The sequence below is a fragment of the Blautia sp. HCN-1074 genome, assembly GCF_037890165.1.
Lineage (GTDB): Bacteria > Bacillota > Clostridia > Lachnospirales > Lachnospiraceae > Blautia_A.
Map to the genome: position 1 here is coordinate 27,941 of NZ_JBBKBP010000031.1, position 22,903 is coordinate 50,843.

Annotated in this window: 26 protein-coding genes; 6 read left to right on the top strand and 20 right to left on the bottom strand. The window is 38.7% G+C overall.

Features of this window, described 5'->3' with window-relative positions; all coding sequences use genetic code 11:
* Positions 1-302: 302 nt before the first annotated feature.
* Positions 303-1,433, bottom strand: coding sequence for an Ldh family oxidoreductase (locus WKT11_RS18015; protein WP_118137237.1), 1,131 nt, complete (start codon positions 1,431-1,433; stop codon positions 303-305).
* A gap of 289 nt (positions 1,434-1,722) precedes the next feature.
* Between WKT11_RS18015 and nudC the strand changes: the two genes are divergently transcribed.
* Positions 1,723-2,571 carry an NAD(+) diphosphatase gene (nudC, locus tag WKT11_RS18020; RefSeq protein ID WP_118247774.1) on the top strand — a complete coding sequence of 283 codons (849 nt, stop codon included), beginning with the start codon at positions 1,723-1,725 and terminating at the stop codon, positions 2,569-2,571.
* 128 nt (positions 2,572-2,699) lie between these two features.
* Here nudC and WKT11_RS18025 read toward each other — a convergent pair whose 3' ends face one another.
* From WKT11_RS18025 to WKT11_RS18055, 7 genes are all read right to left on the bottom strand, one after another.
* Complete coding sequence (locus tag WKT11_RS18025) at positions 2,700-3,839, bottom strand: DnaJ C-terminal domain-containing protein (protein ID WP_243009945.1); 1,140 nt, start codon at positions 3,837-3,839, stop codon at positions 2,700-2,702.
* A gap of 125 nt (positions 3,840-3,964) precedes the next feature.
* The gene (locus WKT11_RS18030) at positions 3,965-4,432 is read right to left on the bottom strand and encodes an Hsp20/alpha crystallin family protein (RefSeq protein ID WP_117845887.1); all 468 of its coding nucleotides are present in this window, start codon (positions 4,430-4,432) and stop codon (positions 3,965-3,967) included.
* Positions 4,433-4,619: 187 nt separating this feature from the next.
* Entirely contained in the window at positions 4,620-5,087 is a 468-nt protein-coding gene (locus WKT11_RS18035; RefSeq protein ID WP_008705428.1) for an Hsp20/alpha crystallin family protein, read from the bottom strand.
* 316 nt (positions 5,088-5,403) lie between these two features.
* On the bottom strand, positions 5,404-6,624 hold the full coding sequence (locus WKT11_RS18040) for a tyrosine-type recombinase/integrase (RefSeq protein WP_021414780.1): 1,221 nt from the start codon (positions 6,622-6,624) through the stop codon (positions 5,404-5,406).
* 104 nt (positions 6,625-6,728) lie between these two features.
* Complete coding sequence (locus WKT11_RS18045) at positions 6,729-6,923, bottom strand: hypothetical protein (RefSeq protein WP_004614488.1); 195 nt, start codon at positions 6,921-6,923, stop codon at positions 6,729-6,731.
* A gap of 439 nt (positions 6,924-7,362) precedes the next feature.
* Positions 7,363-7,611 carry a helix-turn-helix domain-containing protein gene (locus WKT11_RS18050; protein ID WP_004613734.1) on the bottom strand — a complete coding sequence of 83 codons (249 nt, stop codon included), beginning with the start codon at positions 7,609-7,611 and terminating at the stop codon, positions 7,363-7,365.
* Position 7,612: 1 nt separating this feature from the next.
* Positions 7,613-8,032: an RNA polymerase sigma factor gene (locus WKT11_RS18055; protein ID WP_021414782.1), complete on the bottom strand. Its 420-nt coding sequence runs from the start codon at positions 8,030-8,032 to the stop codon at positions 7,613-7,615.
* A 395-nt stretch (positions 8,033-8,427) separates the two neighbouring features.
* Here WKT11_RS18055 and WKT11_RS18060 point away from each other — a divergent pair, with 395 nt between their 5' ends.
* From WKT11_RS18060 to WKT11_RS18075, 4 genes are read left to right on the top strand one after another with little or no spacing between them, the layout of a single operon-like run.
* A complete protein-coding gene (locus WKT11_RS18060) occupies positions 8,428-9,093 on the top strand; it encodes a response regulator transcription factor (protein ID WP_004611595.1) in 666 nt (221 codons plus the stop codon).
* Positions 9,094-9,148: 55 nt separating this feature from the next.
* Entirely contained in the window at positions 9,149-10,066 is a 918-nt protein-coding gene (locus WKT11_RS18065) for an ABC transporter ATP-binding protein (RefSeq protein ID WP_021414783.1), read from the top strand.
* Positions 10,059-10,880: an ABC transporter permease gene (locus WKT11_RS18070; protein WP_004611593.1), complete on the top strand. Its 822-nt coding sequence runs from the start codon at positions 10,059-10,061 to the stop codon at positions 10,878-10,880. The genes WKT11_RS18065 and WKT11_RS18070 overlap by 8 nt, the downstream gene beginning before the upstream one ends.
* Positions 10,881-10,906: 26 nt before the next feature.
* Entirely contained in the window at positions 10,907-11,785 is an 879-nt protein-coding gene (locus WKT11_RS18075; RefSeq protein ID WP_021414776.1) for a sensor histidine kinase, read from the top strand.
* A 37-nt stretch (positions 11,786-11,822) separates the two neighbouring features.
* On the opposite strand, the gene WKT11_RS18080 is transcribed toward WKT11_RS18075, so the two are convergent.
* Positions 11,823-12,176, bottom strand: a complete 354-nt coding sequence (locus WKT11_RS18080) for a hypothetical protein (protein WP_021414777.1) — start codon at positions 12,174-12,176, stop codon at positions 11,823-11,825.
* Positions 12,177-12,195: 19 nt separating this feature from the next.
* Complete coding sequence (locus WKT11_RS18085; RefSeq protein WP_009319960.1) at positions 12,196-12,420, bottom strand: sporulation initiation factor Spo0A C-terminal domain-containing protein; 225 nt, start codon at positions 12,418-12,420, stop codon at positions 12,196-12,198.
* Between the two features lie 149 nt (positions 12,421-12,569).
* Here WKT11_RS18085 and WKT11_RS18090 point away from each other — a divergent pair, with 149 nt between their 5' ends.
* Entirely contained in the window at positions 12,570-12,932 is a 363-nt protein-coding gene (locus tag WKT11_RS18090; RefSeq protein ID WP_021414781.1) for a helix-turn-helix domain-containing protein, read from the top strand.
* A gap of 55 nt (positions 12,933-12,987) precedes the next feature.
* On the opposite strand, the gene WKT11_RS18095 is transcribed toward WKT11_RS18090, so the two are convergent.
* From WKT11_RS18095 to WKT11_RS18140, 10 genes are all read right to left on the bottom strand, one after another.
* Positions 12,988-13,899, bottom strand: coding sequence for a conjugal transfer protein (locus tag WKT11_RS18095; protein WP_095890687.1), 912 nt, complete (start codon positions 13,897-13,899; stop codon positions 12,988-12,990).
* A gap of 16 nt (positions 13,900-13,915) precedes the next feature.
* Positions 13,916-14,923 (bottom strand): bifunctional lytic transglycosylase/C40 family peptidase, encoded by a 1,008-nt coding sequence (locus WKT11_RS18100; protein WP_340285416.1) that lies wholly within the window; start codon positions 14,921-14,923, stop codon positions 13,916-13,918.
* Entirely contained in the window at positions 14,920-17,139 is a 2,220-nt protein-coding gene (locus WKT11_RS18105; RefSeq protein WP_340285419.1) for a CD3337/EF1877 family mobilome membrane protein, read from the bottom strand. Before WKT11_RS18105 ends, WKT11_RS18100 begins: the two co-directional genes overlap by 4 nt.
* Positions 17,139-19,589: a conjugal transfer ATPase TcpF gene (gene tcpF / locus WKT11_RS18110; protein WP_049143644.1), complete on the bottom strand. Its 2,451-nt coding sequence runs from the start codon at positions 19,587-19,589 to the stop codon at positions 17,139-17,141. Before tcpF ends, WKT11_RS18105 begins: the two co-directional genes overlap by 1 nt.
* The gene (locus WKT11_RS18115; protein ID WP_004843362.1) at positions 19,567-19,965 is read right to left on the bottom strand and encodes a conjugal transfer protein; all 399 of its coding nucleotides are present in this window, start codon (positions 19,963-19,965) and stop codon (positions 19,567-19,569) included. Before WKT11_RS18115 ends, tcpF begins: the two co-directional genes overlap by 23 nt.
* Positions 19,966-20,073: 108 nt before the next feature.
* Positions 20,074-20,577: an antirestriction protein ArdA gene (locus WKT11_RS18120; protein ID WP_002323345.1), complete on the bottom strand. Its 504-nt coding sequence runs from the start codon at positions 20,575-20,577 to the stop codon at positions 20,074-20,076.
* Between the two features lie 17 nt (positions 20,578-20,594).
* Positions 20,595-21,098, bottom strand: coding sequence for an antirestriction protein ArdA (locus WKT11_RS18125; RefSeq protein ID WP_118473990.1), 504 nt, complete (start codon positions 21,096-21,098; stop codon positions 20,595-20,597).
* Positions 21,017-21,313 (bottom strand): conjugal transfer protein, encoded by a 297-nt coding sequence (locus WKT11_RS18130; RefSeq protein WP_074073962.1) that lies wholly within the window; start codon positions 21,311-21,313, stop codon positions 21,017-21,019. The genes WKT11_RS18125 and WKT11_RS18130 overlap by 82 nt, the downstream gene beginning before the upstream one ends.
* Positions 21,314-21,400: 87 nt before the next feature.
* A complete protein-coding gene (locus WKT11_RS18135; protein WP_021422740.1) occupies positions 21,401-21,763 on the bottom strand; it encodes a helix-turn-helix domain-containing protein in 363 nt (120 codons plus the stop codon).
* A 349-nt stretch (positions 21,764-22,112) separates the two neighbouring features.
* Positions 22,113-22,739, bottom strand: a complete 627-nt coding sequence (locus WKT11_RS18140) for an alpha/beta fold hydrolase (RefSeq protein WP_021422741.1) — start codon at positions 22,737-22,739, stop codon at positions 22,113-22,115.
* Positions 22,740-22,903 lie beyond the last annotated feature (164 nt).

The window sequence follows — 22,903 nt, forward strand, 5'->3', positions numbered from 1 at the left end:
TCCTCTCCGCCGCAGTGCGATTATGCCCGAAGGGCTTTATTATATCAATCATAGAAACATTACGGAATAATTTCCTGTGATTGATATAATAAAAAGGCTGCATGGTTTCATACTATCTGTAATTTTTACAAACAGTACGAAACTATGCAGTCTCTTTTTTATTTCCACATACTGATAAACGGTTGTCTCAAAAAAAGGTATATTTCATATATTTTATAGTTAATATTATCAGTACGATGGGTTCTGTTTAGCAGTTTTTGTTTTGTAATTTTTATTTAATGATTTTTGTTGATGTTTTGTATTTAATAATTTCCACCGAAAAATTTACTGTCTTTTGGCAGCTCATAATCTTTAAAATAAGCTCCAAAATCTATCTTCAGATAATTGCAGAGATTAGCCAGTTCAACCATAGTATTGTCATTTACTGGAATGCCATTTTCCCTGCGTTCTTTTTCTGCCATAATTTCTTTCTCACCATGAGTATAAATCTGCTCTGCACCTTCGGCCTTCGGACTCTGGCGAAGAGTTTCCAGATATTCTGAGAAATGCGCCTTGATATCATCTGCATTTCCGAAGATTGCAGGATCGATTGCTGCAAATCCATGGCAGATACCTGTCTTATCTTTAAATGTACAGCATTTATCAGAAGTAACACCCATAGAAAGAATAGAACTGAAAATCTCACAGAGCATTCCATATCCATAACCTTTATGGCTTCCATTCACTTCTTTATTTCCACCAAGTGGCATAATTCCGCCGCCTTTTTTGCCAACAATATTTGCAAGTACAGCCGGTGCATCCGTACTTTCATGTCCGTCTGCTCCGAGAGCCCAGCCCTCAGGAAGCTGTTTACCTGATTTATTATACATTTCCAGTTTTCCTCTGGTTACAACTGTTGTAGAGCAGTCAAAGAGAAACGGATATGGCTCTGCAGGCATCGCTACTGCGATCGGGTTGGAACCTAACATTGCCTTACGTCCAAAGGTAGGTACCATGATTGCTTCTGAGTTAGTGCATGCCATTCCAAGCAGTCCCTGTTTAGAAGCCATTTCCGCATAATATCCTGCAATACCAAAATGATTGGAATTTCTTACTGAAACGAAACCAACGCCTGTTTTTTTTGCTTTCTCAATTGCTTTCTCCATTGCAAAATGACTGATCAACTGTCCCATTCCGTCATGTCCGTCGATCACTGCTGATACAGGTGTCTCAAATACAACCTCCGGTTCCGCATCCGGATGAATCGTACCTTTCTCAATTCCTTTATCATATCTTACCATTCTCTGCATTCCGTGACTCTCAATCCCGTACAGATCTGCGGTAAGTAAAACATCTTTAATAATATTGGTCTGTTCCTCATTGAAACCAAACTTTCGAAATACATCGTGGCAAAAAGTATTTAATGTGTCATAACTCCATTTCACGTAACCCATAACTGTAAAAGCCCTCCTTGAAGTACTACTCGTTCTCTTTTTTGGTATTACCAATTTTCTGAGTTGATTATACCACTTGCTTTTTCAAAGCGCAATACGCTATTTTATTTTTTTCAGAGCTTACTATTTTTTTGAAATATCTTTTTATAATCAGATATTTTTGTCTCTTGCTTTTATAAAAGCTCAGGAATATACTATGAGCAGATAATAAACCGACTGTTAAACAGTCTGTACCTTTCAGGGTATTCTCATTATCTCCTCATATTTTTCAGAAAAGGACTATTACATTATGATTCAAGACATCGCACCACATATTTACCATAACGAATACAAACCATCTGCCCCGGATAAAGACAGCTTCATCCTCACCTATGAAAATGGCAGAATTCTTCTTCCCCGACAGAATCGTGAAGAGGCAATCACATTTCCACGTTTCCAGGAATTAGAGGGACGGCTCGATAATCTTTATGTGAACTATATCTACCTCTTCTCCATTGATGACCAGCGCTTTTATCTGATTCCACATCTGGATAATGCACTTCTTCCTGACTATGAATTTCAGGATGTACGTGTCCTGCGTACTGCACATCCGCAACATCTGGCATTTGCAGGGATTACAGGACATCAGTTGTTCCAGTGGTACAGCAAACGTCAGCATTGTGGCTGCTGCGGAAAACCAATGGTTCACAGCCAGAAGGAACGTATGATGGAATGCCCTTCCTGTGGCAATCACGAATATCCGGTTCTGTGCCCTGCTGTTATTGTGGGGATTACAAACAAAGATAAGATCATCCTCTCCAAATATGAGGGACGCAACTTCAAACGCTATGCTTTGATTGCAGGTTTCGCAGAAATCGGGGAAACCATCGAAGAAACCGTACACCGTGAAGTAATGGAAGAAGTAGGTCTGAAAGTCAAAAATCTCCGCTACTACAAGAGCCAGCCATGGTCCTTCAGCGGCTCTCTGCTGTTTGGATTCTTCTGTGATGTAGACGGTGATGATACCCTGACCGTTGACCATGAAGAACTCTCCATGGCACAGTGGGTAGAACGTGATAAAATCCCGGATCAGGGCAATAATATCAGCCTGACCAAGGAAATGATGATGCTCTTCCGTGATGGAAAGGAACCCAGATAAACAATATTTTATATCAGAAAAAGCTCACAGAATATTTTTCCCTATTATGACAAAAGGATACATACACGGTAATGTTACTGTGCATGTATCCTTTTCGTTTCTCTTTCAAAAATATTTCTGATTACTCTTCACGCCGCACTCCCGCTGCCAAATCCACGGCTTCTGCGGTTTCCATTACATTCCTGTTCGAATTCTTTCAGTTTCCGTCTTGCTTCCGGTGTCAGACTGGTCGGAACTTCAATCTGTACAGTTGCATATTCATCACCGTGCACAGACGGATTGTTCATTGCAACAATACCTTTACCTCTCAGACGTATCTTCGTTCCGGACTGAGTACCCGGTTTAATGTTACAGAGAACATCACCGTAAATAGTGTGAACCTTCGCCTCACCGCCAAATACTGCTGTTGTAAATGGGATATTCACTGTTGTGTAAACATCTCTGCCTTCCCGTTTATATCCGGGCTTATCCTGAACATTTACTTTCAGAAGCAGATCACCGGATTCACCTCCGCCAACTCCCGGATATCCCTTTCCTTTAAGTCTGATAGATTTACCGGATTCAATACCTGCCGGAATATTGACTTCATAGTTCTGGACGCCACCATTACTGCTCTGCAGGCGGATAACCTTCTTGCCACCAAAAGCAGCTTCATCAAAGCTGACAGTAACCTCTGCATGAAGATCCTCACCTTTGCTGCTGTAAGAACCGCCAAAGCCCTGACTGCGGAAATTACTTCCACCTGTGCCAAAGCCACTGCCGAATCCATCAGTTCCGTTACTTCCGAAACCGCCAAAACCACTTCCGTGAAAGCCACTGCCTCCAAATCCGCTGCTTCCAAAACCACCTGATGATTTACTCTTCTTAAATCCACCACCAAAAAGGTTCTTCAGGATATCATCCATATCTTCGCCATTTTCAAAATGATATTCATGATAACCATTGCCATCACTGTACGAACCATGGAAACCGCTGCCAAATGGATTGCCCTGTGCTCCGCCAAATCCACTGCCCTGTGCATTTCCATAATTACCGGCACCTTCTTCAAAAGCAGCGTGGCCAAACTGATCATACAGTTTACGCTTCTTCTCATCACTCAGAACATCATAGGCTTCATTTACTTCCTTAAAGTGCTCTGCTGCCGAAGCATTTCCCTCATTACTGTCCGGATGATATTTCTTGGCCAGTTTTCTGTATGCTTTCTTAATCGTTGCTGCATCCGCGTTTTTGTTCACGCCCAGAACTTCATAGTAGTCTCTTTTCAATATCATCACCTTCCCTCATAAACACATTCTAACGCAATCATTCCTGACTTCATATTTCTGCAATCCTCATTATGCAAACAACGGGAAGCCAAAAGATTTGACCTCCCGTTGCTGTAACTTAACATCTATTATCCTTCAATGGAGATGCTGTGCTTCTGTTCCACTGCTGGCTTTGCTTCTTTCTTCGGAACAAATAATGTCAGGATACCATGTTTGAATTCTGCTTTGATGTCATCCTGATGTACTTCTTTACCTACATAAAAGCTACGACTGCAGGTACCTGCATAACGTTCTCTGCGGATATAACGTCCTGTCTCTTTTTCCTTCTCGTCTTTATCCAGGCCTTTCTCTGCGCTGATAGTCAGATAACCATTTTCAAGTGCTGCATGGACTTCATCTTTCTTAAATCCCGGAAGATCTACAACCAGTTCGTATCCATTATTCATTTCCTTGATATCAGTTTTCATTACATGATTTGCTTTATGTCCATAAAGTTTCTTCTCTGCATCTTTCATTGCTCTGTCATCATAATAGAATGGGAAATCTCCAAAAAAGTCATCAAATAAATTTTCTCCAAAAATACTAGGCATTAACATAAGTCATATCTCCTTTTCTAATATATTTTATATATGTCAAATCTGTTCACCAGATTTACTTTCCAAATCTATCTTTACAGGTTTTTTCAACCTTTTATCTTCAATCTTTTAGTGTAAGCTTTTATTTTTTTATATCTGTTCATAATCTCTGGCTGACCCTCAACGGGTCAGTCAGAATATTTATTCATCAGCCTTCAATGGCAATTGTTTTCTTCTGTTCTACTGCTGGTTTTGCTTCTTTCTTTGGTACAAATAATGTGAGGATACCATGTTTGAATTCTGCTTTAATGTCTTCTTTCTCAACTTCTTTACCTACATAGAAGCTACGGCTACAGGCACCTGCGTAACGTTCCTTACGGATATAACGTCCTGTCTCTTTTTCCTGCTCATCTTTGTCCAGGCCTTTCTCAGCGCTGATAGTCAGATAACCATTCTCCAGGTCAGCCTTTACTTCATCTTTGGTAAATCCCGGAAGATCTACGACCAGTTCATAGCCTTTATCAGTTTCCTTGATATCGGTTTTCATTATATGGCTGGCTCTGCGTCCGTAAAGTTTCTTCTCTGTATCTTTCATTGCTCTGTCATCATAATAAAATGGAAAATCTCCAAAAAAGTCATCAAATAAATTTTCTCCAAAAATACTAGGCATCAACATAAGTCATCTCTCCTTTTCTATACCGTCCATCTGTATATGATGGACTCTCAGTTATGCATCTTTACCTTGTTTCTTTGGAACTTAGGTTATCAGGAATCTCATAGAACTTATTTCTTTGTTCTCTTTTTGTTCCCCCTCCTTTGTTCTAGTTGTAATATAACACTTATTATTAGCACTGTCAAGGGTTGAGTGCTAATATTTTTGTTATTTTTTTGCAAACCCTTTAAAATCAGTGGTTTGCAGTATCTTATTTCTTTTGAAATTGTGATTTTTCTGTTTTGACACCAATTTGACACCAATTTTTCTTTTTATGGTGTCAAGCATTTAACACCATACTATCTAGTCTTGCAATCTCATTTTCAATCCTTGTCAGCTCTCCAATATGGTTATACACTTCCATTGTTACATCTATATGAGCGTGTCCCATAATATATTGAAGAACTTTTACGTCCATACGGCACTCTGCCATTCTGGTACAAGCTGTGTGACGCATTACATGAGCTGAAAACTTCGGTAACAGCTCTGCTTTCCTATGCTCTTTTTTTGCTCTCTCTACTTCGGTTTTGTTATATGCGTCTACAATGTTATATAAAACACTATTTACGCCATTCGGCATAAGCGGTCTGCCCGATTTCGCTGTAAAGACAAACCCCGAATACCCGTCCACCTCAATGCTCTTATCCTTTGCAAGCATGAAATTGATTTTCCTTTGTTCCTCAAAGGCTTTTGCAACTTCTTGTGTCATAGGTATAATACGAATACCCGACTCCGTTTTTGGTGTTGAGATATGGAATTTGCAACCGTCGCCTAAATTCTTATAAATGAGCTGGTGGTCTACATTAACCGTTTTTGCCTTGATATTTATATCTTTCCATGTAAGACCAATAAGCTCCCCACACCTTAACCCCGTACCAATCATTATGGTAAACATAGGATAATATATGTTATAGACATTGCTCTGTTTTACAAACTCCATAAACTTTTCTTGTTGAGAAACAGTTAAGGCTTCTTTTTCCTCTGCTGGTTTTCCATAATCGCTAATGGAACTTTTTGCAGGGTTCTTTCGGATAATATCATCATCAACAGCCATTTCTAATGCAGGATAAAGCAGGTTGTGAATATACTTGATTGTAGAATAAGCATATCCAGCTTTGGAAAGTTTCGCATAATACGCTTTAATATGTGAGGGTAAAAGCTGAACAACTTTAATATTTCCAATCTCGTCTTTTACTCTGTTTTCCCAAGCACGAACATAACTAACTCTTGTAGTATCAGCCAGCTCACGAGTTGCCATATAACGCTCAAACAACGTGTTAAGCGTCATTTTTTTGATTGCCCCGTCTGTCAGTATGTTATCTTCCATATCCTTTGCAATCTGTTTCTCTTTTTCTCGAAGCTTTGGTAAATCTTGTGCATAGACTGTCAATCTCTTGCCTGTTCTTACATCTGTATAACGATAACTGTATCTTCCATCATTACGCCAGTTTTCGCCCTCTCTTAATTTTCTTCCTTTTGGGTCTTTTCTACTAATTGCCATGAGAACCATTCCTTTCTGAAAAAGCCTCTTTTCTTGTTCTCACAGCGTGCTTTGTCCTTTCTTATTATACTACACACGCCAGAGAACATAAATAGAAAATCGCTCTATTCTTCCAAATATAACAAGTATTTCTTGACTTTTTCTATGGAATAAAGAACCCTGCGACCTATCACAATTTTTGCTCCTGCCTGCTCACCAATCTTTCTTGCGGTAGCACGACCACAAGATAACATAGCAGACAGTCCCTCTATATCAACAGCAATCGGCTGTTCCGTTGCTCTTATCTTCGTTTTATTCATATTCCAACACCTTACCTCGCTGGAACATCACATCATTTAACACATCAGTATTTAACATAATGTAACACCCCCTTTACTGTGTGTCTATTTATAAGTTACAGAAGCAGACAGACGGCTTTGGAAAGCTCCGTTAGTATCTCAACTATTCCCATTCTTGTGGGCAGAACCGCACCATGCGGACGTATCATTATTCTGTGAGAATAGGTCGTGGCAAAACGACTTTTCCAATAGTCGCTCTCGGATCACTGCGTGGGTCGCTCGCTTTCTTTTGAAAAGGTCGTGGCGTACAGTCCCCGTGGCTCGCTATCTCACAAACGTATCTGTCTGCTTTATTCAGTTGTCAAAGAGCTGTGGCGAAAGCGTGTTGCTTTCATGTAAAAGCAGGTGCAGAGCAGGAAAGAGGGGGATTGAACAAATCATGCTCTGCGGTTACTGCTTGTTATTCTTCTTCGATTTCTAAGGCAATATCAAACCCTAAAATCATTTTGATAAGTGCTTCTCGGATAAGTCCTTTTAACTCCATATCTACGACAATATAGACATTACCGTATTCATCATAGAGTGGACGCAGACAGCACTTTGATATGTACGGGTCATAAAATGCCAGTATCTTTTCAATCGCTTTTTCGTCCCCGTCCATTGCTTGTGAAAGCAAATAGTAGGACGGCTTCTTAAATGTTTGCTTCATTTTACTGTTTCTCCTTTAGTAATTTTTTCATAAGTGCCAATGAGTTATGTCGATTTTGGAATACACCGCTTCTGGAAATATTCTGCTTTTTTGCAATTTCTTCGTTGTTCATTTCCAAGAAGTAATACATCAGCAAAGTTTCACGGTTACGCTCGGATAACTGTTTCAAGGCTTCTGCCAATTCATCATCATAAACACGAATATCGTGACCGCATACATTGAAAATCGTATAGTCCGTTTCATAATCGTCCAAGACAGCCATATTTTCTACAACGATTTCTGGGAGTTCGCAAAAAAGCGTTTCTTTCTCTTGTCGTCGTTTTAATTTCTGCTGGTAGTCCTTAACAACATGACGGACAACTTTCTTCAAACAACTTTCAAAACGGCATTGAACTGTTTTCTGGAAGTCAGACGGTTTCATCAATCTCACCCCCTTTCCGCTATGACGTGAAAAGTGGTTCTCCCTCTTTCCGCACCATATAGGGAACGGCAGGTGTGATTTGTTAAGTTGAGAACTCAAAAAAGCCAAAATTTTTCCAGAATGAAAAAAGCCCGCACAAAACAGGCTGTTTGCACGAGCGAATGAATTTATATATCTAATTAACGATTTTATTGATTGCTTTTTCCATTTATAGCCGATAAATTTCTTTAAAACATTCCATGAAACATACTCCCTAATTTACACATCAAAAATATTTTCCAAAATCATAAAGTATATTTCTAAATAATTTCTAAATGTACCATAGACTTCTTTGTTTCATGTGGATAGCATAAAAACCTTATGATACAATGTCTAATTAAAGGAGATGAAATCACATGAATAAAATTGCTATTATTGAAGATGATATAGACATTTGCAATATGATTGCAAAATTCTTAGAAAATAATAAATATATCGTTCATTATGCCTTGAATGGTGCAGAGGGAATAGAATTATGTAAATCGCTTGTTCCAGATTTAATAATACTTGATATTATGTTACCGAAGTTAAATGGAAATGATGTATTACAGCGATTGCGTAAATTTACAAATGCTCCTGTCATTGTTGTTTCCGCAAAAACAATGGTACAGACAAAAATAGATTTATTAAAATTAGGTGCTGATGATTATATGACTAAGCCGTTTGACCTGCATGAGCTTCTTGCTCGTATTGAGGCAAATTTGAAAAGGACTTCAAATACGTCCTGCCAAAATGATACTTTGACATATAGAGATATTGAAATCAATAACTCTCTAGTTTATATCAAAGAGGTATTAGTATCTTTTACATCAACCGAGTTAAAGATTTTAAGACTATTATTGCAATATCCGCAAAAAATTTTTTCAAAGCAAAATTTATATGAATCCATTTGGAATGAAACTTATGCTTATGATGATGATACGATAAATACCCATATCAGTCATATTCGTAAAAAAATCAAGGCAATTACAAATGAAGATTATATACAAACCATTTGGGGAATCGGTTATAAAATTAAATAACTTTAGATTTTCTTTAGACTTATCAGATATAGTGGCATAGAAAGGAGTGTTTAGAATGACAAAATTTATATGCGAAACAAAAAATCTAAGCAAAAAATATAAAGATTTCTATGCTTTAAAGAATGTGAACTTAACTATTCCAAAAGGAGAAATCTACGGTCTTGTAGGCGAAAATGGGGCAGGAAAAACAACTCTAATCCGATTATTAACGGGACTTAATTTTAAGAGTGAGGGAGAAATAATCCTGTTTGGACATACAGATAATCTGCAATATGAAAGGACAAAAATCGGTTGCACGATTGAAATGCCTGCATTATACAAGGATATGACCGCTTCACAAAATTTAGAGGTGCAAAGGATACAGCGTGGTATTCCAAACAAAGAGTGTATTGCCGATACTTTAGAGTTGATAGGTTTATCCAATGCTGGTAAAAAAAGAGTGGCAAACTTTTCTTTGGGAATGAAACAAAGGCTTGCTTTAGGTGTTGCATTATTAGGTGAGCCAGAATTTTTGATTTTGGACGAACCCGTCAACGGACTTGACCCAACGGGAATTATTGAATTGAGAGAACTTCTTAAAAAATTAGTAAAAGAACGAGAGGTAACGATTTTAATATCCAGCCATATATTAAGTGAATTACATCAGCTTGCTACCTGTTACGGATTTCTTCATAAAGGAGAACTTTTGAAACAAATTTCTGCCGAAGAATTGAACGAAGAATGTAAACGCCATATTTGTTTAAGGACAGATAATATCCAAAAAACCACTCTTTTATTAGAGCAAAAGGGAAATATTAACAATTACTCCGTTTACCCCGATAATTCTATTCGGATATTCGAGTGCTTAGATAATGTAAGAATGATTTCTAAATTACTATCCAGTAACGGAGTTATTATTGATGAAATTTCTGTGCAAGGAGAAAATTTGGAAACATACTTTGAAAATCTAATAGGGGGACGAAAAAATGTTTAATCAAATAAGAGCAGAATTTTATAAGTTATTTCATACAAAGGCATTGTACTTAACCTTTGCTTTGATTTTAGCAGTCTTTGGAATTTTCTCCATAGGCGGTCAGCAACAATTTGTGGCATCAAGTTCAAGTTTAGACGAAACATGGAAAATAGGAGAAACTGTTGGATTTCTTGCTCGTGCTTATAGCGATACAGCACACCCATTGATTGAAGAAATAATAAGGACAGCCACATCTTATACTGTATTTTTCTGGCTGATTGTTCTTATATTTTCTGTCATTTTCTTTTCAAGAGAATATACGGATTCAACAATTAAAATTGCAATCGCAAGCGGACAAAGCCGAATTAAGTTTTTTGTTGCGAAATATATTGTGATTTCGATTACCAGTATATTTCTATACTTTTCATTTATTATGATTGCATTTATAATAGAATGTGCGAAATTTAATATTCCAATACAACTGTTTCCTATGCTGAAAATTGCAGGACTAAATTGTATGATTATGGGAGCATTTATCGGAATTACACTTATGTTATGTGTAATATTCAAACATACGGCAATCGTTGTAGGTGCTATGTCATTGTTTACATTTAGCGGACCGCTTATCTATATGATGACATGGGATAATATGTCAACTCAATCATGGAGAGTTCTAACATACTTAAAAATAAATCCTATGTATTACTGGATGAATACCTGTTCTTATAATATGATAAATAATTTAGAAATCAATATTTTGATTTATTTCGTGGGAACTGTAATTATTACATTTCTTGTTTCAGCATTGATACTAAGAAAGCAAGAAATACGCTAATCATAACAGAAAGGGGAAATGCGAATATGTTATATTTCTTATTGATTTGCTTTATCTTCATATTAGCATTTTCCTTATTCTCTATTATCAGAACAATTCGCAACATAAATAAGCAAATAAAGCAACAACGGAAAATACGAGTATCTTTATCAAATAGGGACATTGAAGAATTAGCTTATGCAATCAATCAAAAAGATAATCTACATAAAAAATTACAGGTTCAAATTAAGCAGGAAGAAGAACAGTTAAAACAGTCTATATCTAATATAAGCCACGATTTAAGAACACCTTTGACATCTATACAGGGCTATTTAACACTTCTGCAAGAATGTGAAGATAAACAGGAACAAGGACAATACATTAAAATCATTAAGGCAAAAACAGATTATCTCACGGATTTAGTACAAGAGTTTTATGATTTATCTGTGATAGAAAATGAGCAAGTTGATGTTGAATGTGAGCGTGTTGACATAAATAGAATTGTTACAGATTGCTTAATTGAAAAGTATTATGAATTTGGAGAAATCCAACCAACCATTCAAACAGAAAATACTCCTGTATGGATATACGGAAATAACCTTATCTGTAAACGAATTATTGAAAATTTAATTGTAAATGCACTTCGTTATTCAGATAATTACATTGAAGTTTCTATCAATCAAAAAGGAGTGTTCACAATTAAAAATTCAACAAAATCCCTTGATGATATTGATGTAAACTTATTATTTAACAAGTTTTATACTGTTGATAAATCACGCACCAAAGGAAGTTCTGGTCTGGGCTTGTATATTGTAAAGGAATTGCTGAAAAAGATTGACGGTAAAATTGAAAATGTAAGTTACGAAAAAAATATTTTGTCTGTTAGCATTTGTTTTCCCTTGTATAATGATAAAAAGTTACTGTGATCAGAACATCTGAATACAGTAACTTTTTTTAGTAGCTTTAACTCTCTTTTATAAGTTTTTCAAAATATTCTCTTTTCTTCTCTGGAAGTTGATTTAAAAATTCTTCCAGCCATTTTTCTTCTTCTTCCAAAATTCTCTCGTCCTCATAATACTCTGGATATTCCAAATATATTTCATTTTCTCTTTCTTCTCGTTCTTCGTCAGCTTGTGCTAAGTCCATATATTTTCCAATAAGGAATTGAAGATATTGACTATACCCAAGAGAACTAACTAAATAAGTAATTCGTTCATAGTCTTTCAATGTCATTTCTCTCTTTCCAGTTAAAAGGTCATAGTCATAAGAAGAACAAACTTCCAAAAATTCCTGTTCCTGCGTTTCTGCTTTTTTCATTGTTCACGCTCCGTATTTACTAAAATTTTAAATTCTTGCTAACTACACAAATAAATTCTTCTGGACTGGGTATCTTATTTCCAAATAAACGTTGAAATTCCGCTTGCTTGTTTGGGTCATCACTATTTCTAGCTTCATCAATAGCATACTGCATTTCTCTGCGAATTTCAGATACCGAACAGCCATTTGTTTTAGCCATTCTTTTTATAAGCTCTTTGCTATCCTTTTTACGAAATCTTAACATATAAACATACCCCCTTTGCGTTTATATTCTTCCATATTTTAAACTTTTTAGTCCGAATATATACTGTATAAATTATTCATTTACACAGAGTATTATATTACACTCTGCGAATGGTTACAATATAAAAAAGCAGGAAAGGAGAGGAAACTGTGGAAGTTGATTACAAAGCAATCGGACAGCGTATTAAAATTGCAAGAATTAAAAAGGGCGTAACACAAGAAACCGTTGCCGACCTTATAGACATTACACCAGCTCACATGAGTAATGTAGAAACAGGAAAAACAAAAGTCAGTTTGCCAACCTTGATTGCGATTGCCAATGCACTTTCTGTATCAGTCGATACTCTTTTATGCGATAATGTGATTGCTTCTAAAATCGTTTTTGAAAAAGAAGCAAACGATATTTTTTCAGACTGTGATGAATACGAAGTACGTTTCTTAGTAGATTTAATGAAGTCTGCTAAAATAGCGTTTCGTAAAGACAAGAATATACGCAATCAATTTCAAAAATAACCGTAGCTGTAAAGCACATAAATGTGTATTACAGGCTACGGTCTTTTTATATCATTTATCCTACAATCTTCCAGTTACTATCCTTATGTAGTACAAGCTCATACTGTGATACCTGCGTCGCCTTTGTCTGATTATCAAGGAATTTCACGGCTACTTTAACTTTTACATTGTCCCTGTCCTTTGTAAAGATAGGGTTTACCAATTCAGAATACAGATAGTCCCTGCCGATAGGTTCAAGCACATTTCCAGATACATAATAGGCAAGTTCTTTTTCTGTGGCTGTTGGATAGAGCTTAAAAAATGTTTCCAGAAAAGAGGTAGCGTCGTTGACGGTATCAGCGTCTACACTTGCGTCTGCTTCTGGCGTCTTAGGCTCATAGTCTGATTTTTCAACTGCTGGTGCAAGGGTAGGGTTCTGAACGATTACCATATCCCCGTCAGCGTCTACATGGACTTTTACAGTATAGGTCGCTTTCACGTTGCTTGTCTGTTCTCCCTCTTTTATCTGCTGATCTACTTCGTAGGTAGCAGATAAAGTGTCTGTTCCCGACTGTTCGATATGCCACACAATCACATCTGTAACTGTGGAGCTGGTCGGTATATCGGTTCTGATTGTATCTATATTCAAGTCCTGCAATTCCTTTGTCAGATAACCGCTGATTGCCTGCGTCCTTGCTTCAATCGTTTCTTTGCTGTTATTCCATGTGTAATAGGACTTCGCAAAGTTCTTCACGAAATTTTCTATCCCGTTGGTGTCCTGCAAGCGAAGTTCAATGATTTCTTTTTCATGGGTGGTGTGCTGGTCGATAGCAGTAAAATTCTTATACACTCCAAAGCTCACGCTTGCGATAAGCACCACCCACAACGCAATCACGGTTTTCTTATGTGTGCCTACCTTGACAGTACGCACCTTTTTTTCTTTTGGTTCTTTGATAGTTTCTGTCTGTTTCTTATTCTTCTTAAACATATTTTTCAAGTCCTTTCTATTGTTTTACTCGTCCTGCACCGATTAAGTGCTGTTGCCAGTAACTACTACTTAGGTCTGCATATCCTATCGGGTCGCCTGCATGGTACATCTGGTTATTTCCTACATAAATGCCGACGTGGGTTACATACGAACCAGCGTTATAGGTAGAATGGAAAAACACCAAGTCCCCAGCCTTTGCCTGCGAGAGTGGAAGATGTTGGGTAGCGTCATACTGTGCTTGTGCTGTTCTCGGCAAGGAGATACCAGCTTTTCCATAGCACCATTGCACAAGTCCGCTACAATCAAAGGAAGTGTTCGGGTTACTGCCACCATACACATACTTCCAGCCTTGATATTTCAACGCTTCATTCATAATCGCTTGTGCCGTCGCATTATCAAAGTGTGCCACGGTCAGATATTGATTGACTAATTCGACGTAGAACATATTTCCGTAACCATATCGCCAGCCCCCGTTCTTCGCAACGGCTATCGGGTTGGTATAGGTTACTTTCTTTCCACCCGATTTCTCACGGGCGAAGCTCTCTGCAAGATTAAAGGTGTGTTTCTTTCCTTTTCCTGCCACATATCCCACATAGCCACCGCCATAATTATAGGACTGTATCGCTACATTCAAATCGTCGATACCTTGATTTTTGCAGGAAGAAAGCAGGGACGCAAAATACTTACACCCCTGCTTGATTGAATTTTCCGTATCTAAGGAATTAGGCGGTAAACCAAGACTTTCCGAACTCTGCATAACATCTTCTGCCGTACCGCCACTTTCTACTTGAATGATAGCAAGTAGCACATTGACATACTCGGAGATACCGTATTCTCTGGCGTATTTTTCTACCATAGGCTGATGTTTCAAGACTTCTGCGGATAAGTTCATACCCGTAATGCCAGAAGAAAAATTGCTGTTCTCGTCGTCGCTGTCCGCACTAATCAACACCCCAAAGAAAAGCACCAGAGAAAAGAGGATAGGAAACAGACTGCCAATGAGAGCGATATGTTTCAGTTTCATTTTTTCTTCTGTCCTTTCTTCGTTACAAGGTTACGAGTTTTCTCTATGGTCTGCTGGTTCTTCTGGACGTTCTGGGTCTGCTGAACCTTTGTCCTGCGGTCTTTTGTGTAATTCTGGCGTGTTTCCTGCGATACCACTTTTTCTACATTCTGCCTATGTACTATCTGTGTAGGCTGGGTCGCTTTTCTATCAGAAGCACCAGAAGATAACGGACGCTCTTTTACAACATTCGTCTTGACTGGTTCACTTGCTTTTGAAGTGGTCGCTGTGGCAGGGCGTTTGACTTCCTGCATTTTTTCCGCACTCGGCTTTGGAATAGTTGAAGCTGTGGCTGGTCGCTCATGGGGACGGGTAGCTCCCGTTGTCGCTGATCCGTCAGCCTTTCGCTGTGCCTGCCTTGCTTCTTGTGCCTTTTGAAGCTCCATACGCTTGTCAGCGATATTTTGTCTATGTTGTTCCTGCCTTTCCAATCGTCCCGACTGTCTGGACTGCTGTTCCTGCACCATGCCACGCTTGAAGTCGGACACGCTGGACTTTGCCTTTTCCTTTGCGGAATACACCGCATAAGCGGTCTGTGTCGGCATATCCTTGATATTCTCTTTGACAGCATTTGCCTTGTCTTTCACTTTATTTTTCGTATCTAAGACAGCACCGACAGCAGAACCAGCACGATTTCCAAAACTGGAAGAAGTGTTGCTTCGTGAAAAAGTACGTTTATCTTTTTGAGGATTACTCCTTGAAGAACCATTACCCGATAGCATAGCTCCCGTAACCGCACCTGTGCCAGCTCCAACCATACTTCCATGACTAACAGCTCTAGCCATGCGTCGCTCCATTCTTCTAGCCCTATGTTGCATAAACAGATATGGTCTGCGGAAAATTCTTCGTCCCATGCTTTGACTGTCGTTAGCGTTCAAAGAGAACATACTCATTAAGTCGCCCAGCTTCATGTAGATACCAGCGAAACACACTATTTGTAAGAACGCCACCATAAAGAACGGATAGTCCGTGGATATGTTATAAAACATACTGGAAATGCTGAACGCCACCGTTACAATGAGCGTTATTCCTGCCCGTGTCATTATGGTATTAAACACTCTCACGATTGCCTGCTTTGCCAGATTTTCTTGACTGGGTATCATAGAAAGAAGAAAACTGATAGGTAAAAACATTGAAAAGATAATAAAAAGTATCTGGCTAAACAACATCATGCCCGTAAGCAAGAATACAAATATCGTTATCCCTAAATTGAAGAACAATAGGAAGAACACCATGCCTAAACGGTTCACGACCTGCGGTATCGTCAGATTGTTGTTGTCGTTGTCCTCGATTTCTGTTTTCACGACTTCTTCTCTGGTTTTCCCGTCCTCGTCCTCTGGGCTTGCTGATACAAGAGCTTCCACACGGTCTGCCCCGATTTCTTCTGCGTTGCTGTTCCCGAATTGTAAGAGTAACCACGGCTGTTCCACTTGAATAGAAAATAAGCTGTCCCGTATCAAGTCTACGCTGTCCTTGCCCTCGCTGTCAGAGTTGGGGAGCATGATTTTTGTTCCCAAGTCAAGTGAAGCGGTACTGATGTCTGATGAAAATTCATTTATCTTCTTGATGTAGTCGGGAGCATAGGCAATAAAAGAAGCCGACAGTACGAACACCACAAGAAAATTGATAACCGCTTGAACAGCTTTGCTGGTTTCTCTTTTTATCAGTCCCGTATAAGCAACATAAATACCAATGATTAAAATTATCAGTAATAGAGAACCTACATAAAATCCCGTACTCCCGAAGCCATTCTCGGTAACCCCTGCAAGGGTCTGTATGCTCTTTCCGATACTGTCTGCCATATCGTTAATAAAATCAAGTTTATAGGCTTCCTGCACCACATAGCCCGTGGCATTGCTTAAATAAAGGCTTATCGTCCAGACAAAGTTGGTAATACAGTAAAGCCCGTACTGCACCGATTTTCCGATACCGTCCAGCCAGTTCCACGGAAGCCACGACCAGCTATTATCTACATAAAAATCAAGCTGGTAATTCGATAGCGGATATTTTGAATAAAGATTTTCTGCATTTATGGTATCGTCCACAAGCCCCGTCGCATGAGCCACCGTCCCCAGAAGTGAAAGCAGGATAAGGGAGAGTGCCACCACGAACAGAGCCATTTTGAGAAAGTGGAAAATCTTCTTTTTTGTGAACGCACCTTTTATCCTTTCTTTCATCACTCCACCTCATTTCTCTGTACGGGCGGTCTGGTATCAAAGGCGTGTAGCAGTTCTTCAAAGACTGGGTGTATCTGCACCACACCGACACGCCCGTATAAGTCCTGCAATAAGCATTGTCCGTTCTCCAAATCACGAAGCCGTTTCTGGTTGTTTTCGTCGTCTTTGTCAATACCGAAAAACTCTAAGGTCTGCTTTATCTCGTTGATGTCGGTACTACGAAAGGCAAACTTCAAACCGATATTGTTTTTCAGACTTTCCTTTGACACGTCGCCAGAGGATTGTGTAACGAAATAAACGCCTGCCTGCATAGCTCGTCCAGCACGAACCAGCTTATTTGATAGGGTTTCGCCTTGTGCCACATTTAAGAACGCCCATGCTTCGTCAAGGTCTACGATTTTGAAGATAGAACGGTCGCTGTGAATAAAATCTAATGCAAAGGTACTAATCACAATCAGCATAGACACCGACAATAATTCAATGGTCGTGTATTCCTCAAAGGTCGTGTCCTTATCTGGCAGTACAAGGTCTGCTACTTGAATGATATTGAGCTGGTTATCCAGACTGATAGCATTTTCCACCGTACCGTCTGAAAACAGCAGGTGTGCAAAATCGTAGTCCGTGAAACTGTCGATATGGTCTGCGATATTTCTTGATATGGGTGTATCTTCACGGCGTAGCTCGTCTATCACATGGAGCAAGCCCCGACTGTCGCTCTGGGTAACGGAACGCACCGCTTTTCGTAACACGGGGAATTTTTCGCCGTCCCTAGAGGAAATACCCGTTAAAAATGTTAAGATGTCGATTGCCAGACTTTCAGCGTCTTTTACATTCTTCATAATCACAAACGGGTCAAGAAGTCCTGCATTGTCCTTGTCGCTGGTAAGATTTACGATATTGATTTCATGGGCGATTTCTGGAAGTGTTTCTTTCCAGTTGCCACGCTCACTTTTAGGGTCTAACAGAAGTGCTTGACCGCCAAACAGCACCGCATAATATACAAGTAGATTGTTGCAGAACGACTTTCCACCGCCAAGCGAACCGACAAAAGCAGAAGCAAGGGCATTTGTAACTGTGCCTTTTACGCCTTGCGAAGCTAAAGACGGTTGCAGGTACACATTTCTTCCCGTATCAACGGAATATCCCATATAGATACCCGTAGTTTCCCCTAACTGCTGTGTCGCACCAAAGCCAAGCCCTGCCAAGAAGTCTGATTTTACATACTGCACATAGTCATTGATATATCGCTTGCTGGCTGGTAAAAATTCAGAATGAAGCCCCAGCATATCCCCAACAGGACGCACCAGCTTTACATTGAGGTCGTCGTAAAAGTCTTTGACTTCATCACAACGGCGTTTTAATTCGTCCAAATCATCAGCCGATACACGCACTACATAAGAGAGCTTATACATACTTTCTTTTGTCTGGTCTAAGTCCGTTTCCAGCTCGTCCACGCTGTCTAAAGCGTCCACCACATTTGAGCTGGTTTCACTTCCAGCTTGATAGGCGTGATTATCAAGGTCTTTCAATTCCTTTTTCTTATTTCTTACTGTGGTAAGAGCCTTTCTGTTTTCCACGATTTCTACATTCATAGAAGTATCAACAGGGAATGTGAATTGCTGTTGCTGGAAATAGAAGATTTCACTTGACGGAAAATCAAGCTCCCCGACAATCGCATTGACAGTAAAATAGGACACATAACTTTCCTTGTCCTCATGTTCCAATCTTAAATACCGCTGGCTTTCCTCAATCACACACCTTGTCGGACGGATAAGGTCGTAGTATTTTATCAGCGTTTCTTTCTGTAATTTCTTCTTCGGTAGCTGGTATTCATAATCTTCATAGGCGATACCGTCCCTGCCATAAAGATGTTCCATGAGATACCCAAAATCGTTGATTTCCAAGCGACGCACCTTAAAACGACGGGAGATTTTATTTTCCAGTAACTTTTCCATTTTCATGTAACGGTTGATTTCATCATTCGGCATGGAAACAAAGTCATTCATCAGCGTGTGGTTCACTTCATGGAGAAATTCCGTGAACGTCAGCCACGCCGATTTTTTGATGTTCTTCAGATTGAGCTGTTCTTCCGTAACCATGAGCTTAAAGCCAAGAAAAAAGCGGTAGTCCACTTGATTGTCCCCAATCATAGATACTAACGCTTCGGTCTGTTCGTCTATCTTCTGATAGGCAACTTCCTTTAATTTTCCAGTTACCAGCTTCTTTGACTGTTCCTGCTGACTTCGGATTGAGCTTTCTGTGGCAATCTGCAAGGCATGAATTTTACCCTCACGGGACTGTGCGATTAGCTGTCGAAAGCTGTCATGCACGATAAATTTCTGCTCTGCGGATAAGAAAGAATAGTTATACGGTATCAGCTCATAGTAGGCGAATACCTCATTGTCCTTGTTCCAGACAAGGTTATTGTCAATATATTTTATCGGGAACATAGTTCACACTCCTTACTGCCGTGATTGTTTCATTCAAGGTCTGCTTATGCAGTTTTACGGCTTTTCCTGCATAAGTGATTTTGGGTCTTAACGCATAGGTTATCTGTGATTTCAAAAAGCTGTACGGCTTCTTTCCGTCAAAGGTTTTCTGCGACATAAACCAAGTGAGAGCAACGGGAATACCGAAGTATTTGAGAAATGCTCCCTCAATCATGGAAAGTGGGGGAATATCCCCAAACAGAATGATGATAAATTCCGTAATCACAAACCATGTAATCTGTGTAAAAGTAACGGGAAAGGGTAAGTTAAAGTCATTGATTGCATACAAGACTTTTTCCACGTTCCAGATACCTGTATAAGATTTAATCTTTTTCAAGTTCTTTCAGCTCCTTTCAAAATAGAAAAGGACAGCCATTTTCAGACTGTCCCTTAAAAGAGAAATACGCTGTCAGTAGCAACAATGCTTGTTGCTGATCTTCCAGCGTTAGTATGGTATCTCGCACATACCTCGGCTTGTTTCAATAAAGCAACCGCCCATATCCAAATCTCGCCCGTAGGCTTCATAGTCAATGTAGTTCTGTAAGCTGGGTGGAATGTCCCCAAGTGCCTGCAATTCGTCTATGTAGTAGTAGGCAACGTCTGTCATGGTTTCACAGTCGGGATAATAATAAATATCGTCCTTGTGTTCCACGACTTCTTCCAGCGTCCCGTAGTGGCTGATAAATTCGTCCAGACACTCTACGATATAGTCGGGAAGTTCCTCTATCATTTCATACATCTCATTGAGTTCTTCAATGGAAACATACTCGCCAATCGCAATCGGGAAGTTGTCGGTATCATGGATTGCATATTCCTCATACTGTTCATTCAAGCCGATTTTTTCTTTTACATCTTCCTCGTCAATAGGAAATGTGAACCAAGCACCGACTAAATAGCCCTCATTGTATTTGCCAAGATTAGCAATGTAAACCGCCATATCATCAATCATAAGCACCACCTCATTTCTTACTCTGGCAGTTCAAAGATACCGTGTTCTGTTACTAAAAATTTCCCGTGTTCCTGCAAGTGAGAAGCGTAGGCTTCAAAGTCAAAGTAATATTCTTGACAGTCCTCGGACAAATGTTTAAATGTCGGGTCGTTCATCAGCTTTTGCCTTGCAACATCTATCATGCTTTTGCAGTCTGGATAAACGGTAATCACGTTCCTGCAAATATAAAGTGCTTCTAAATTCTCAAACACCGTAAGTAGTGATACATATTCTTCCTGCATATCACTTGAAAGCTGGCGGTACATAAAATCTAATTCGTTAAGCTGATACACGCTTGTATGTTCGTGAACTTCATCAGCATAAGGCAACACCTTTTCGATAATGCGGTAATCCCCACTTTCTGCACCGATACCTAGCTTTTCTTCAAACTCTGCAACATCTATCGGCAGGTCGAACCAGTATGATGTTGTTTCTTCGCCAGTTGTTCCTTTCGTTTCCACCAGCACCCTTGTTTCCTGCATTGTTCCTCACGTCCTTTCTGTTGTTTCATCACATCTTTTATGGTCTGGTACGACATACCAAACACATACTTTGAAAAATCTTCTAACTGTCTTTCTTCATAGTCAGCAAGGTTCAGCCGTTTCATTTCATGCCACACCTTACGCTTGTAAGAGGGCAGGTCGGAAAGATAATCACAGCCGACTTTTGCCTGCATATCCTTAAAAATATCGCTCATTTCATCACTCCAATCTGAAATTTTGGTAAGAAAAAAGCAGTCAATCCTAAGACTAACTGCTTTTTAAAACATATAAGAACTTATATTTTATTTTGAGAAAAACACACCATAAAGAACGATAAGTGAAAAAAATATTAGCACTCCAGTTCCAATTATATAACATAGTCTAATAAATTTTTTTCCCTCATTTATATCATCGTATATGGAAGATAATTTTTCATTATTTAAATTTTTTTCTCTTACTTCTTGCACGTCAATATCTCTTACCAGTTCATCTAATGTCAATCCAAAGAAATCACTCAATAATACTAATCGTTGAAAATCTGGGTATGATTGACAAGACTCCCATTTTGAAATTGTTTGTCTGGAAACCTTTAGTTCATTTCCCAATTCTTCTTGTGAAAGACCTTTGGACTTTCTTAAATTTATCAGTTTTTCATTAAAGTTCATAAGTAGCCTCCTAAAATAAATTATATTTGCGACCGCAAAATGAGTATTGCAAATATGATGATTTCTTTCAACCAACCTTTGTTGGCAATTTGTCAACCATTCATTACATCAGTATAATTCACTAATATTTGTCATAAAGTAAAGAAATATTAACCACATATAAGTTCATTTTTCATGCTCCAATTATAGCATTCTCATATCAGCACCACAATAAAATTTTACGTACCGATAATCTTATTGAACAGCTCCAACAGACACTATTTCATTACTCCAATCTGAAATTTTGGTAAGAAAAAAGCAGTCAATCCTAAGACTAACTGCTTTGTGTGTATGGATATGAAATTGTTTATCAGACATATTGTTTGAAAAATACATTTAACTTTTGCCCTAGTAGTGTTGGGTTATCTGTATTTACTTCATGTCCTGCATTTTCAATAATAGCTATTTCTGCGTTTTCTATCTGTTGTTGCAATTCTAAAGAAGCTTTTTTATTTATCTTATCCTTATCGCCACAGACAACAAGTACCGAACATGATATTTTTTTCAGTTCATGTTTAAAATTAAGTTCTGTCATAGATTTGCATAGATTGATAAAATCTGTTTTCTGAAAGCCCATTTTTTCAAATGCTGAACAAGGCATAATACGGAATATCAGATTTTGCATTTTTAACAGATACTTTGGCATTTCATATTGTGTGCCTATTAACACTAATGAGTTCATTTTTTCTGGGTGTTCTATCGCATACTGCATAGCAAGAATACCACCTAAAGAAAGTCCACAAATATTTAGCGGTTCTTCAAACTGTTCACAGTATGTTTCCAATGTCCGATACAATGTATCATAACATGGTGTTTTCCCAGAAAGCCAATCTGATAAATTAGGGCATAAAACTTCAAAATCATCATTGAATACTTTTACGGTATCACTCCAACTTTCAGAAGATTGTCCCAAACCATGAAGCATTATATATTTCATTTCATCACTCCTAGATACTGTGTTTCATATCCACATTATAACATTCTCATATCAGCACCACAATAAAATTCTATGCACCGATAATCTTATTGAACAGCTCTAACAGACACCATTTCATCACTCCAATCTGAAATTTTGATAAGAAAAAAGCAGTCAATCCTAAA